General features: G+C 44.3%; 14 protein-coding genes. 8 read left to right on the top strand and 6 right to left on the bottom strand.

What is annotated here, in order from left to right; genetic code table 11:
- Positions 1 to 2 precede the first annotated feature (2 nt).
- Genes D1614_RS09025 through D1614_RS09005 form a run of 5 tightly spaced genes read left to right on the top strand, consistent with a single transcriptional unit; the run spans position 3 to position 5,301 of the window.
- On the top strand, positions 3 to 1,217 hold the full coding sequence (locus tag D1614_RS09025; RefSeq protein WP_119437586.1) for an MFS transporter: 1,215 nt from the start codon (positions 3 to 5) through the stop codon (positions 1,215 to 1,217).
- A 35-nt stretch (positions 1,218 to 1,252) separates the two neighbouring features.
- Positions 1,253 to 2,629: an oxygen-independent coproporphyrinogen III oxidase gene (gene hemN, locus D1614_RS09020; RefSeq protein ID WP_206609963.1), complete on the top strand. Its 1,377-nt coding sequence runs from the start codon at positions 1,253 to 1,255 to the stop codon at positions 2,627 to 2,629.
- Complete coding sequence (gene hemG, locus D1614_RS09015) at positions 2,598 to 3,986, top strand: protoporphyrinogen oxidase (protein WP_119437585.1); 1,389 nt, start codon at positions 2,598 to 2,600, stop codon at positions 3,984 to 3,986. The genes hemN and hemG overlap by 32 nt, the downstream gene beginning before the upstream one ends.
- 1 nt (position 3,987) lies before the next feature.
- Positions 3,988 to 4,977: a ferrochelatase gene (gene hemH / locus D1614_RS09010; protein WP_119437584.1), complete on the top strand. Its 990-nt coding sequence runs from the start codon at positions 3,988 to 3,990 to the stop codon at positions 4,975 to 4,977.
- A 3-nt stretch (positions 4,978 to 4,980) separates the two neighbouring features.
- Complete coding sequence (locus tag D1614_RS09005; protein WP_119437583.1) at positions 4,981 to 5,301, top strand: hypothetical protein; 321 nt, start codon at positions 4,981 to 4,983, stop codon at positions 5,299 to 5,301.
- A 16-nt stretch (positions 5,302 to 5,317) separates the two neighbouring features.
- Here D1614_RS09005 and D1614_RS09000 read toward each other — a convergent pair whose 3' ends face one another.
- Positions 5,318 to 6,682, bottom strand: coding sequence for an NAD-dependent succinate-semialdehyde dehydrogenase (locus D1614_RS09000; protein WP_119437582.1), 1,365 nt, complete (start codon positions 6,680 to 6,682; stop codon positions 5,318 to 5,320).
- A gap of 294 nt (positions 6,683 to 6,976) precedes the next feature.
- Positions 6,977 to 7,393, bottom strand: coding sequence for an OsmC family protein (locus tag D1614_RS08995; protein WP_119437581.1), 417 nt, complete (start codon positions 7,391 to 7,393; stop codon positions 6,977 to 6,979).
- Between the two features lie 149 nt (positions 7,394 to 7,542).
- Between D1614_RS08995 and D1614_RS08990 the strand changes: the two genes are divergently transcribed.
- The 3 genes from D1614_RS08990 to D1614_RS08980 all read left to right on the top strand — a co-directional run bounded on the left by D1614_RS08990 (position 7,543) and on the right by D1614_RS08980 (position 9,515).
- Positions 7,543 to 8,244 (top strand): Crp/Fnr family transcriptional regulator, encoded by a 702-nt coding sequence (locus D1614_RS08990; RefSeq protein ID WP_119437580.1) that lies wholly within the window; start codon positions 7,543 to 7,545, stop codon positions 8,242 to 8,244.
- Between the two features lie 72 nt (positions 8,245 to 8,316).
- On the top strand, positions 8,317 to 9,159 hold the full coding sequence (locus D1614_RS08985) for a GNAT family N-acetyltransferase (RefSeq protein ID WP_119437579.1): 843 nt from the start codon (positions 8,317 to 8,319) through the stop codon (positions 9,157 to 9,159).
- 5 nt (positions 9,160 to 9,164) lie between these two features.
- Entirely contained in the window at positions 9,165 to 9,515 is a 351-nt protein-coding gene (locus D1614_RS08980; protein WP_119437578.1) for a hypothetical protein, read from the top strand.
- Here the strand turns inward: D1614_RS08980 and D1614_RS08975 are convergent, their stop codons facing one another.
- From D1614_RS08975 to dut, 4 genes are read right to left on the bottom strand one after another with little or no spacing between them, the layout of a single operon-like run.
- Complete coding sequence (locus D1614_RS08975; RefSeq protein WP_119437577.1) at positions 9,516 to 10,706, bottom strand: murein hydrolase activator EnvC family protein; 1,191 nt, start codon at positions 10,704 to 10,706, stop codon at positions 9,516 to 9,518. It lies immediately after the preceding gene.
- Between the two features lie 36 nt (positions 10,707 to 10,742).
- The gene (lolB1, locus tag D1614_RS08970) at positions 10,743 to 11,621 is read right to left on the bottom strand and encodes a lipoprotein insertase outer membrane protein LolB1 (RefSeq protein ID WP_119437576.1); all 879 of its coding nucleotides are present in this window, start codon (positions 11,619 to 11,621) and stop codon (positions 10,743 to 10,745) included.
- A 3-nt stretch (positions 11,622 to 11,624) separates the two neighbouring features.
- Positions 11,625 to 13,388 carry a tetratricopeptide repeat protein gene (locus tag D1614_RS08965; protein ID WP_119437575.1) on the bottom strand — a complete coding sequence of 588 codons (1,764 nt, stop codon included), beginning with the start codon at positions 13,386 to 13,388 and terminating at the stop codon, positions 11,625 to 11,627.
- A gap of 1 nt (position 13,389) precedes the next feature.
- Positions 13,390 to 13,824: a dUTP diphosphatase gene (gene dut, locus D1614_RS08960; RefSeq protein ID WP_119437574.1), complete on the bottom strand. Its 435-nt coding sequence runs from the start codon at positions 13,822 to 13,824 to the stop codon at positions 13,390 to 13,392.
- Positions 13,825 to 13,854 lie beyond the last annotated feature (30 nt).

Raw genomic sequence — 13,854 nt, 5'->3', positions numbered from 1 at the left:
AGATGAAGAAAAATGAACTGAACAAATACGGCACCCTGCTGAGCCTCTACCTGGCACAGTCGATCCCGATGAGTTTTTTCTCGACGGTGATCCCTGTGATCATGCGCATGGAAAACTACTCGCTGGAGTCGATCGGTTACATCCAGCTGATTAAACTTCCATGGATTTTAAAACTGCTTTGGGCGCCCCTGGTTGATTTTACCAGCAAAACCAAAGCCCAGTACCGGCGTTGGATCCTGGCTTCCGAGGTATTTTATGCAATGGTGATCGTAAGCATTGGATCGCTGAATCTGGCCACCGATTTCATCACTATTATTATCCTGATGGTGATCGCTTTTACGGCGTCGGCCACGCAGGACATTGCCACCGACGCATTTGCCATTCTCGTTCTGAAAAAAGAAGAACGCAGCCTGGGAAACAGCATGCAATCGGCCGGGAGTTTTATCGGAACCATGCTGGGAAGCGGCGTGCTGCTGATCATTTACCACTACTGGGGCTGGCAAATGCTTTTGCACTCGCTTGGCGCCTTTGTGTTGCTGGCACTCATTCCGGTAACCCTCTACAAAGTGCGAAAAGACAAGGAAACAAGAAGCACTGGCAAAAAGGTTTCGCCGCTTGACTTTGCCTATTTTTTCAAGCAAAAGAAAATTGGCGGGCACGTATTGCTGCTCTTCCTGTTCTACTCGGGAATCATCGGAATACTGACCATGGTGAAACCCTACTTTGTGGATCTGGGTTACGATGTGAAGAAAATCGGCCTCATCTCGGGAATCTTCGGAACTGCCTGTGGTGTGGCCATGACCATTCCCGCAGGAATGTTTCTCCGCCGCAGAGGCATTGTTCGTTCAGTGTGGTACTTTCCGGTGCTGAACCTGCTGGTGGCGGTCTATTTCTTTGGATTAACATTTACGAACCATCAACTGATTTTGATTTATATCGGCGTTGCACTGCTTTGGGGAGCCTATGCAATGGCATCGGTATTTGTGTATACCATGAGTATGCAGGTGGTGCGAAAGGGCCGCGAAGGAACCGACTTCACGATCCAGATCGTTATCACCCATCTTAGCAGTTTGGTAATTGCAATAATGAGTGGAAAAATCGCTGATGCAATTGGCTACCGTGGATTATTTGGTATCGAGATTGCCCTGAGCGTGATCCTTTTACTGCTTTTACCGTTTATATTCAATGTATCGTTTTACGAGCGGGAAGAAGAATAACGCTGTAAACGATTTTACTTTTAAAATTTCAGATTATGCAGATCGATCAAAAACTTATTCAGAAATACAATACTCCGGTACCGAGGTACACGAGTTATCCTCCTGCCAATTTTTTTACTCCTGATTTTACGGCTGACGATTACATCCGGATTCTGGAACGTTCGAACGATGAAAATCCGCAGAACATCTCGATTTATATCCACATTCCGTTTTGTCCGAAAATTTGTTATTACTGTGGCTGTAACACCCATTTAACAAAAGATCAGGATAAAATGCGGCGGTATGTTGATGCCGTAAAAAAGGAGATACTGATGGTAAAAAGCTACCTCGATCCGAACAGAAAAGTATCGCAGGTTCACTGGGGTGGCGGAACTCCCAATTCGTTACCGGTTGGGATGATTGATGAAATCATGGAGGTTATTCACGACAATTTCACCTTTATCGACAAAGCGGAAATTGCGATGGAATGCCACCCTGCCATGTTGGATGAAGAGTTTATTGAAAGGCTGGTGGCCATGAAATTCAACCGGTTCAGCCTGGGTATTCAGGATTTTGATCAGAAAGTGCTGGACAACGTTAACCGCGACGGTTCCATCATTCCGGTGGAAGAACTGGTGGCCATGATCCGGAAACACCCCAATACGGGCATTAACCTCGACTTTATTTACGGACTTCCGTACCAGGATGTGGATTCGTTTGCCAAAACCATTGAACGGGCCATCGAAATATCGCCCGATCGCCTGGTAACTTTTTCTTACGCGCATGTTCCGTGGGTACGCAAAGCACAGAAAATACTCGAAGCAAAAGGTCTTCCATCGGCCAGTAAAAAGCTCGATATGTTTGAAAAAGGCTATCAGCTGCTTACCAAAAGCGGCTACGCAGCCATTGGCCTGGACCATTATGCCAAACCCGACGACGAGTTGGCCATCGCTTTTAACAGCAAAAAACTTCACCGTAATTTCCAGGGCTACTGTACCCGCGAAACTACCGGGCAGGTGTATGCCTTTGGAGCTACCGGTATCAGCCAGCTCGAAAGTGCTTATGCTCAGAATATAAAAGACACCAATACATACGTTGATCAGATCAACAAAGGCAAATTCACCGTTGAAAAAGGCTATGAACTCACTCAACGTGAGAAAATAATCCGCCATGTGATCAACGAAGTAATGTGTAATTACTATATTTCATGGAAAGAAACGGAACAGGTTTTTGGCGTTACCGTGGATGAAATCAAGAAAGCAATCAGTTACGAAGAAGAATCACTGGGGGCATTTGCAGAAGAAGGATTGCTGATTTTTAACAACGACGAAATTACGGTACCCGATCGCGGAAAGTTTTTTGTGAGAAACATTGCCGCCAACCTCGATCCGAACTTAAAAAATGCAACACAGAAATTCTCAAGAGCCCTGTAAGGTGAACAAAGAAAATGTTAAAATAGCCATTATCGGCGCCGGGTTAACCGGGTTAACCACCGCTTTCTACCTCAAAAAGAACGGTGTTAACTTTCATGTTTTTGAAAAAGACGATCGTCCGGGAGGAGTTATCCGAACCAATCAGCAGGATGGTTTTGTATTTGAATCGGGACCGAATACCGGTGCTTTGGGTCAGCCCGAAGCTGCCGAGCTTTTTGAAGACCTGAAAGACGACTGCACGCTGGAAGTAGCCAACGAATCGGCCAAGGCCCGCTGGATCTGGCTAAACGGAAAATGGCGCGTCATTCCTTCGGGTTTGATCGGCGGTATAACCACTCCCCTCTTTACCTTTGGTGACAAACTTCGTATTTTGGGTGAGCCTTTCCGAAAACCGGGCACCAATCCCGACGAAACCGTTGCTGAAATGGTTCGCCGGCGCATGGGAAAAAGCTTTCTCAGAAATGCAGTCGATCCCTTTTTATCGGGGGTTTATGCCGGCGATCCGGAAAAACTGATCACCCGTTTTGCACTGCCCAAACTTTACAACCTCGAACAAAACTATGGCAGTTTTATTGGCGGAAGCATCAAAAAAGCCAAGGAGCCCAAAACAGAACGCGAAAAGAAAGCTACCAAGGTTGTTTTTTCGGCTGAAGGTGGTTTGGAAAACCTGGTAAAAGCGCTTGTAAAAAATATTGGCGAAGAAAACATCAGCCTGAATTGTAAAAACCTGGAAGTAAAAAAACAGGAAGGTGAAAATTCCTATCAGCTCGGTGAAGAAACATTTACCCACGTAATTTCTACGGTTGGAGCGTATGGTCTGCAGAATTTGTTCCCTTTCCTTCCGGCCGAAAAAGTCAACGAAATCAACCAGATGAAATATGCGAAAGTAACGCAGGTTTCGCTGGGATTTAAAAAATGGGAGGGTCTTCCGATCAGATCCTTTGGAGGACTGGTGCCTTCTGCTGAAAAACGACAAGTATTGGGAATCTTATTCCTTTCTTCGTTTTTGAAAAACCGTGCCCCCGAAGGCGGCGCCATGTTGTCGGTATTTATGGGCGGTATTCGCAAACCCGAATTGTTTGACCTGAGCGACGAAGAACTGTTAAAAGTTGCTGAGCAGGAAGTTACCGAAATGATGGGACTCAAAACATTCAATCCCGATGTATGCCGTATTTTCCGTTACCAACATGCCATTCCGCAATACAGTTTTGAAAGCGAGCAAAAACTGGCTGCCATTTCAGCACTCGAACAGGAATTCCCGGGTGTGATTCTGGCCGGAAACATTCGCGACGGAATCGGAATGGCCGACCGCATCAAACAAGGCCGCTTGATTGCTGATCAATTATCAACCAACTAATATGAATAATTCAAACACAGCTGTTTTGCTGGTAAATGTAGGTAGCCCGGACGCACCCACCAAGCCGGCAGTACGTCGTTACCTCACTCAATTCCTGAACGATAAGCGGGTGATAGACATTCCGTGGCTGGCAAGGAAAATACTCGTGAACCTGATCATTATTCCTTTCAGGGTAAAAAAGTCGACACAATTGTACCTGCGGCTTTGGACCAAAAAAGGTTCGCCACTTATTTACCTGTCGAAAGAATTACAGGAAAAGTTGCAGGATAAATTGGGTGAAAAAGCCGATGTTTTTTTAGGCATGCGTTACGGAAACCCGGGGTACAAGCAGGCACTTCTTCAAATTCAGAAAGAAGGATATAAAAAGCTGATCGTATTGCCGCTTTTCCCGCAACACGCGCTTTCGACCACCGAAACGGCTTTTGTAGCTGTTGAAGACTATATTCAGAAGAAAAAAATAAATATCGAGGTCGTCCGGATCGGACAATTTTTCAGGAATCCGGGCTTTATCAAAGCTTTTGCCGAACAGGCGCAAAAATACGATCCGAAGAGTTTCGATTTTGTACTTTTCTCCTACCATGGCCTGCCCAACCGCCAGGACGAAAAGAGCCAACCAGATAATCAACCTGCCGGAGAAACCTATGCTTACAGCCGGGCCTGTTGCGAAACAACCCAACTGATTGCCAACGAAATGGGGTTGAAAGACGATGAATATACCATTGGATTTCAGTCGCGGCTTTCCAAAAACTGGCTCACTCCTTTTTCGGATGAAGTACTGGACCGAAAACTTCAGGAAGGTAAAAAGAGAATACTGGTGCTTGCGCCGGCTTTTGTAACCGACTGCCTGGAAACCATTGTTGAAATTGAACACGATTACAACCGTGAGTTCAAGCAAAAAGGCGGAGAAAAAGTGCAGCTGGTGGAAAGTTTAAATACACACGACCGCTGGGTGGATACACTGTGCGAACTGATTGAAGCAAAACTTGATTAGCAGATGACGGATTTCCTGAACATTCTTCTGTTTCAACTATATCCCGAAGAGCTTTGGATCCGCGTTTTGTTAACCTGCCTTGCTACTTTTGTGGTTAACCTGCCTTTTGGATATATGCGTGGAAAGTTCAGAAAACTCTCCTTCTGGTGGTTTTTCTTTATTCATTTACCGGTTCCGCTGATCATACTTATCCGGAAATTTTTTGGTCTGTCGCTCACCTGGGAACTGGCCCCTTTTCTCATCGGAAGTTTTTTCCTTGGGCAATTTGTAGGGCGAAAAATCTATTCCAGATGGCCCTGGAAAAACACCAAAACATCCTCCTAACCAACTTTCCAAAAAGCTATTTTACGACCACTGTTTTTATGTTGGTAAATTCTTTAATGCCGTGTACCGATAACTCCCGTCCAAAACCGCTTGTTTTTATTCCTCCAAAAGGTAGCCGTGGATCCGATTTCACAAAATCGTTTACAAAACAGGCACCCGCTTCGAGGCGCATTTCAGCGATATTTTCGCCCTTTGATCTGTTGGCGGTGAAGATAGCCGCCCCCAAGCCAAATTCGGTGTCATTGGCCACTTTAACGGCTTCCTGAAGGTCTTTTACTTTTATCACCGAAGCAACCGGTCCAAAAAGCTCCTCGTCATACGCCGGCATTCCGGGTTTTACATTTTCCAGAATAGTGGGTGGATAAAAAGCGCCTTTTATTTGGGGAATCTCTCCTCCGATGATCACTTCAGCACCTTTTTCAACCGACGCCACTACCTGCTGATGCAATTCGTCGCGTAAATCGAACCGGGCCAGCGGGCCCATCGTTGTGTCTTCATCAAAGGGATCACCAAACACAGCTGCACTCATTTCGTGTGTAAACAACTCCAGGAAATGAGCATAAACCTTTTCTTCCACAATAAAACGTTTCGCGCCAATGCAGCTTTGCCCGGCATTTAACAGCCTCCCTGCAGCACATTTTTGGGCTGCAAGTTCCATGTCGGCATCTTCCAGGATGATGTACGGATCGCTGCCTCCCAGTTCGAGCACACATTTTTTTAGTTCCGATCCGGCAATCGCAGCCACACTTTTACCGGCAGGCGTACTTCCCGTTATACTAACCGCCTTTATGGCTTTGTGACGAATTACCTTTTCAACCTGCTTGCTACCGATCAACAGTGTACGGAAAACGTTCTCAGGGAAACCGGCTTCACGAAACAATTCTTCGATGGCAATGGCACACCCCGGCACGTTGCTGGCGTGTTTCAGTACCGCAGTGTTCCCGGCCATCAGTGTTGGGGCAACAAAGCGAAACACCTGCCAAAACGGAAAGTTCCAGGGCATAATTCCCAAAACAGTTCCGATGGGCTGATACGAAACATATGATTTGAATGCTTCTGTGGGAATCGGTTCATTCTCCAGAAAACTTTCGGCATTTGCTGCATAATAATCACAAGCCCAGGCACACTTGTCAATTTCAGCCATTCCTTCCTGTTTCACCTTGCCCATTTCAAGCGCCATCAGAAATGCCAGTTCTTCTCTTTTCGATTTCAGCAAGCCCGATAAATTTTGCATCAGCTGGCTTCGAAACATAAACGAAGTACTTCTCCAATGGTGCCAGGTTTTATCTACGGCATTGATTATTTTCTCTGTCCCCTCGCTTGTATGAGCTTCATACGTTTTTACCACTTCGCCAGTGGTTGGATTGACCGATTGTAGCATAGTGAATGTTTGTTAATCAAAAAAACTAAATTACAAAAAATAACCGGTGTGCAGCCCGTTTGCGTCCACCGGTATTTTTTGTATTCAGGTTTAGCAAGAAGAAAATGCCTCCTTCGTATTGGGATTCCCGGCGTGTAAATATTGATTTACAACGTATTTCGGTGGAAAGGAATTGCTTTTCAAAGCTTCTCACTTCCATCCATCAAAGCCCTCTTATTATTAACCAGTTAGTATAAACAAAAAAGCAATCTTCAGGGAAGATTGCTTTCTGTTTATTCTGATCATGCACTGTTCTTATTCCACAATTCTGATCTCACTTTCCACATCCATGGCTTTTTGGTAGGCAGCTGTTACTCCGCAATACTTTTCTTCGGATAATTTCACTGCTTTTTCCAACTTTTCCAGTGGTAAATCTTTTCCTTTAAACTGGTAGATCACCTTCATTTTATAATAACGTTTGGGATGCTCTTCGGTAACATCGGCTTCCACAATTACATTGAAAGCTTCCACCTCCACTTTCATTTTTTTCAAAATCATAATTACATCCACCCCCGTACAACCAGCCAGAGCCGTGAGCATTAACTTCTTGGGACGCGGCCCCAAATCGCTGCCCCCTGCTTCTTCCGTAGCATCAACAATCACTTTGTGTCCATCCATATCACCTTCGAAAGCGAGTTTATCAGTCCACGCCATATCCACAACATGCTTCATAACATCCTAATTTTAAAATACTTTTACTTTACTTTGCAACAAATATACAACATACAACTATCTATATAAATAGTTTTTCGGATAAAGCAGATAATTGTATTTTTATCGTCAATAAGAGAGCTGAATTTAATTTATTCTAAAAACCTAAAATGAGAAGTGCAGTTAAAAGGCCATCGGATGCTGAATCGGATTTGAGTGGATTTCAGTTATTTAAAAAACTGACTGAGGATGAGTTCAACCGCTTGAACTTTGAAAAAACTTGTTCGCTCTATAAAAAAGGAACCATCATTTACCGCGAAGGAAGCAGATTAACCGGGTTTTTCTGTGTCACGCGCGGAATCATTAAAGTGTACAAAACGGGCATTGATGGCAAGGAACAGATCATTCGCTTTGCCAAAAAAGGCGAGATCATTGCTTACCGTTCGCTACTGAGCCAGGAGCTGGCCTGTACAACCGCCAAAGTGATTGATGAAGCGGCACTTTGCCACGTTCCGTATCAAACACTGTTGTACCTGATCCAAAGCAACTGGCAGTTTTCGCACCACATGCTGCAGATTGTTTGTCGCGAATTACGCGAAGCCAACGATTACATTACCGACATTGCTCAAAAAACGGTTCGCGAACGCCTGGCAGAAGTGTTGTTGTTGCTGAAAGAGAATTTTGAGCTCGATCATCATAATACGCTTCAGATTTCGCTCACCCGCGAAGAACTGGCCAACATGGTTGGTACGGCAACCGAATCGGTTATCAGGCTGCTATCTGAATTCAAAAACGACAAACTCATTGAGTTACAGGGACGAAAGATTAAATTTCTCGACATCCCGTCGCTTACAAGAGTGGCTAATTTATAAAATCAGCATAAACAGAAACCGGCCACAAGCCGGTTTTTTGTTATCCAAAATTCAACTTCAAACCAATCAATAATGGAATTCCGCACACTTGAAAACCTAAGCATTGATGAATTAACCGACCTGTTCAATCGTGCTTTCGAAGAGTATTTTGTAAAGGTAAACCTCACCCCCGAAATACTGACCGAGAAAATCATGTCGGAAGATATTCTGCCCGACCATTCTATGGGGATTTTTGCCGAAGGCAAACCCCTTGGTTTTATGCTGCACGCCATCCGGAAAGTGAATAACCAAACCATTGCCTACAATGCAGCCACGGGTGTTTTAAAGGCCTACAGGGGGCAAAAAGCCACTCCTAAAATGTACGAACAGCTGATTCCCCTGCTTCGGAAAAAGAACGTTACCAAAATAGAACTGGAGGTGATCAGCGACAACATCCCTGCCATCAAATCGTACACTTCCGCCGGTTTTAAAAAGGTAACAAAACTCGAATGTTTTAAAGGAAAACCAGATTCTGTAACGATAAATAATGCGGTGGAGGTTCGTGAAATGCCTGCTCCCGATTTTAGCCTGTTGGATACTTTCAGAAGTTGGGAACCTACCTGGCAAAATGCTTCGGAAACCATCCGGAAACTTAACAGTGCTACGGTTTACGGTGCTTACCTCAATAATGAGTTGATGGGTTACCTGGCCGGAAACCTTCAGCGGGCACGGATACTGCAATTTGCAGTGGCACCAAAATTCAGGCGTCAGAAAATAGGAAGCACTTTGTTTCGTTCTTTTTATGACAAAGCCGGAAGCGAGATCAACACCAACAATGTGAACGATCCGAGCGGGGCAACTCAGCATTTCCTTGAAAAAACCGGCCTGCAACACTTTCTTTCTCAATACAAAATGGAACTGGAATTAAACTCGTAACTGCTATGAAATTCTTTGGAATAAAAATGGACAAACGCACCTTTATCCGGTGGAAAATTTATGTAGATCGCGCCCGGATGTACATCGGGTACATCAGTTTTGTGATGATCGCCTTTATGTTTCTAAACGACTTGAAGGATGAAACCATCCGAAATTTTCTGGATGAAAACAAATGGATTACTTATCCGGTAATGATGGTGTTTTTTGTAGTATTCTCATTAATACTGGGCCGGTTTGACACCAAATTGGGTTTGCGAAAAGAAGAAATGCGCAATGCCGCTGTTGAAAACCCGGTAACCATGGAAATGCTGGAACACCTGAGAGACATTAAGGCCAAACTAAACGAACGTGAATAATCACCGGACAATCCAGTCCTCAGGGTTCATTTTCTGGCTTTCGTGCCAAATCTGAAATTTGAGGATGGTTTTGTTGTCATCGTCAAAATCGGTGAACACCGTTCCTATCACTTGTTTCGTGGTCACTTTATCGCCTTTTTTAACCACTACCTCGCGCAGGTTGGAGTAAACCGAAAGATAACTCCCGTGCCTGATAATAACGGCCGTATTTCCGCCCGAAATGCCAAAAACACGGGTTACTTCGCCGCTGAATATCGCACGTACTTTTGAACCCGCTTCGGTTGCTATGTTCACCCCGTTGTTTCGCACCTGCACGTTGGTAAGTACCGGGTGCTGATGAACGCCAAAATGCTCCACAATGATTCCCCGTTCCACCGGCCAGGGCAGGCGCTTCTTGTTTTGTTCGAAATTGCTGCCAATCAGCTTTTGCTCGGGAGTAAGTGCAAAACCCGATCCTCCGCTTTCCTTGCTTTTGCGGGCTTCCTCTTCAATAATCCGTTGGATTTCGCGTTCCAGTTGTTGTTCTATTTTTCGTTGTTGCTGAAGCCGTTTTTCGAGGTTTCTTTTCTGGTCCTTCAGCTCCTTTAGCTCCTGGTTTTGCTGTCCCTGCTCTTTCGAAAGCTGCTGTCGTTCGTCCCGTGTCTGCCCAACCAGCTGTTGTTTTACAGCTTTTTGTTCTTCCAGCTTTTTAATGCTTCCGTTCAGCACTTCCTGAACCGACCCGATCATTTCAACCTGGCTCTTCCTGTAATCAGAATACCGGCGCGTATACAAAAGCCGGCGGTAGGCCTGGTTAAAGTTTTCGGCCGATAACATAAACAAAAGAACATCTCCACTGTGCCTGTTTTTGTAAGCCAGCCGAATCATTTCAGCATATTCATCCTTTAGGTTTTTGAGATCGTCCTCCAGCATATCCACCGCCAAAACGTTGTTCGAAATAAACTCGTCGTACAAGCGTATTTCGCCGTTAATAGCGTCAATAAGAGAGTTTCGCTGGCGTATTTTACTGTTGAGCAGGTTTAGTTTGGTAAGCGATGATTTTTCGTTTTTTTGGGCTTCCTGAAGCAGACGGGAAGTATATTCAATCTCCCTGGCTGCATCTTCTTTTTGCTTTTGCAGTTCGGAAATTGATTGTGTGAAACCTACCAGAGGAATCAGAAAAACAACCCATGTGAATACGAAATACTTCATCCCAAAATCGTTTTCACGAATGTAAATGAATCGAGCTTAATTTACACGGATTTCCTCGTATTTTTCGGGTATTTTAATACTAAACGAGGTGATTTCTTCGGTTGAAAAACCGCTCATTTTCAGCGACACCGAAACCTTATCCACTTCCGATTGAAAACTCATATCGATAGCTCCCGGATACTCTTTCCCATTTACCTCCGTAAATTCATCAAACGTCATAAACACGTTACGATTGTTGGTTTTGTCAAATATTTCGAGCTTTTTGAGGGAATAATGCACCGGATCAAAAAACATTCGTTGCAGGATAAGCGCTTCCACATCAAGGCGTTTGAGGCGGCGGTCGATCTTCTGCGGCTTTTTGTTTTCCATTCTAAATATCTTCCTGTTTTTTTCCGACTGAAGCACGTACATTCCTGATTCAATAAAGGAATCAAAGGTTTTGTAATCGTCACGCGGGTCGTCGCGATAGGAAAAGACATTGTTGGAAATGATGTTTTGAATGGTGGAAAAGTTGATGTCCATATTCAAAAAATCGCTGATGAATGAATAATCGTCCACAAAATAGTTGTGATCGATGTAATTCACGTATTTAACGCTGTCGGGGGTAAGCAGCACCCTACCCACCGGAATATTGAGCTTACTGATCGCTACCAGAATCTGCTCGTCTTTCTTCGACTTCAGGTTAATGCGAAACGATGATTTATTCTCGGAAGTGGAAAACTGGCAGCTGATTCGTTTAATCGCCAGGTACTCGTAATCAAACGCATTCTCTTCAATGTTTTTCAAAAGACGATTGGTGCCCATTGGTTTAATGGCCGTTCTAACCACTTCACGCGGGGCCTTACAGGCACTTGCTCCAATCAAAAACAGAAAAAAAACAATAAGCGGAAATTTAAACAAGGAACGTTTTCCCATTTTCTACTCTTCAATATATTTTTGTTCCTTTATTTTACGCAACAGAACCTCCGAATCACCTCCGAAATTCTTTGCTTTTTCCCAATAGGCTTTGGCTTCATCCAGCTTTTTAAGCATAAACAGAATGTCGCCATAATGTTCGAGCAGGGTTGGGTTGTCCTCTCCCCCGTTTTTCAGGGCCGACTCCATGTAAAATTTGGCCAGCGTATATTCTCCTTTTTTGAACAAAACCCAGGCATGTGTATCCAGGTAAGTTGAATTGTCGGGGAAGCGTTCCACCACTTTTCCGCTCATCCGTTCGGCTTTATCCAGGTCCTTACCTTCAACCGAAAGATAATAAGCATAGTTGTTCAAAATCAGGTAATTTTCAGGGTCTTGTTCCAATGCCTTGTCAAACAATTTATAAGCTTCCTCCTTTTTGTTTTGCTTATAAATGGCTTCTCCTTTTAGCATCAGAAAATTGGATTTCAGTTGCGGGTTCTGAATTACAAAATCCATCCCTTCATCGACAACCGTAACTGTTTCTTCAAACTTTTCGAGCTGAACACAGGCAATGGCATGGAAAAAATATCCTTGTGGCTGGTTGGGAAACAACTCCATAATTTCCCTGGTGTGTGTATATAAGCTGTTCCAGTCCTGCAAATCGTTGTCGATTAGCATCACCCGTTCCCAAATCATGTAATCGTTTTTCTCGATCTCCAGCGATTTCAGCAATTCGGTTCTTGCTTCTGCCAGTTTTTGTTTTTTCAGCAGGCTTTCGGCATAAATCGTGTGCACCAGCGCATCGTCGGGGTGTTTTTCGAGCAAAATCGCGATCAGTTCGTTTTCCTGCTCCTCCGTAAGTTTTGGCTGCGTATTGTTATTGGTCAGCATCATGTACAGCTGAAGCTTTGTCTGAACTTCCACCGATCCGCTTTCAAATCCCTTTTTGGTTTCTTCAAACGATTTTTTCGTATCACCGTTTTCGTGGTAATAGTTGGCCAGGGAAAAATGCACAAAACCATTTTCTGGATCCAACTCCTGAATTTTCTGATAGTATTTCAAGGCATTTTCATCGTCTCCCTGACTATGGTACAAATCGGCCAGCAAACCGTAATACTTGGCTTCACCCGGGTTATTGTCAATCAGTTTATGAATCTCTTCAAAAGCTTTATCGATTTTTCCCTGCGAAACATACACCTGTTGTTTGGCTACCGAAATCTGTTCGTTTATCCCGGTTTCCTTTTCCATTTTGTCGTAGGCAGCGATGGCTTCGTCGTAACGTTGTGCGCTGGCGAGCAAAGCTGCATTCATGTATATGTATTCGAGGTTTTCCGGTTCTTTTTTTATCAGTTCTGCATACAAATCGGCTGCTTCTGAAAACTTGCGTGTTTGCTGGTAAATTTGCGCCAGTAACACCTTGTACCATTTATTGTCCGGATTCAGCGAAATAGCTTTCTCCAACAACAAAGAAGCACTCGTAAAATCGTTGTTTACCGCGTGGATGTTTGCCAGCTCGAACATGGCTGCCGACGAGTTTGGATCAATCTCCAAACAGCTAGACAGCAGCTGAATGGCCTTTTGCGGATTGCCAAACATCTTTTGTTTTAAGGCTTCTACAAAAAGGTATTCAAACTGTTTTTGCTGGTCTTCTGCCAGTTCATCAACGGGTTTATCGACAGCCGCTTTTACAACTTCCTGCTCGGTAACTTTTTTAGGCCCTGAACAGGAAATAAATGATGCCACCAAAAATGCAGCTCCTAATCCTTGTACTATTCTTTTCTTCATGCTAATTTTTCCCGGTGTGACCAAAGCCACCCGCTCCTCTTTCTGTTTCCTCCAGCACTTCTACCAAATCCCATTCCACAGTTTCGTGGCTCGAAATTACCATCTGACAGATTCGTTCACCGTTCTCTATAACAAAATCTTCCTGCGACAAGTTGATCAAAATGACGCCTATTTCACCCCGGTAATCCGCATCGATTGTTCCGGGCGTATTCAAAACCGTTATTCCCTTTTTAAGGGCCAGTCCGCTTCGGGGGCGTACCTGTGCTTCGTAACCTTCGGGCAATTCGATAAACAGGCCCGTTGGAACCAAAGCTCTTTGTAAGGGTTTTAAAGTTACCGGCTGATCGAGATTCGCGCGTAAATCCATTCCGGCAGAGAGTTTTGTACTGTAAGCCGGCAGCTCATTCCTCGATTTATTGACAATTTTTACTTGCATGCAATCTGATTTTCAAAGAACCGCAAAGAT

This window comes from Maribellus luteus, from assembly GCF_003576475.1.
GTDB lineage: Bacteria > Bacteroidota > Bacteroidia > Bacteroidales > Prolixibacteraceae > Draconibacterium > Draconibacterium luteum.
This window is presented reverse-complemented; position numbering and strand designations above follow the sequence as displayed.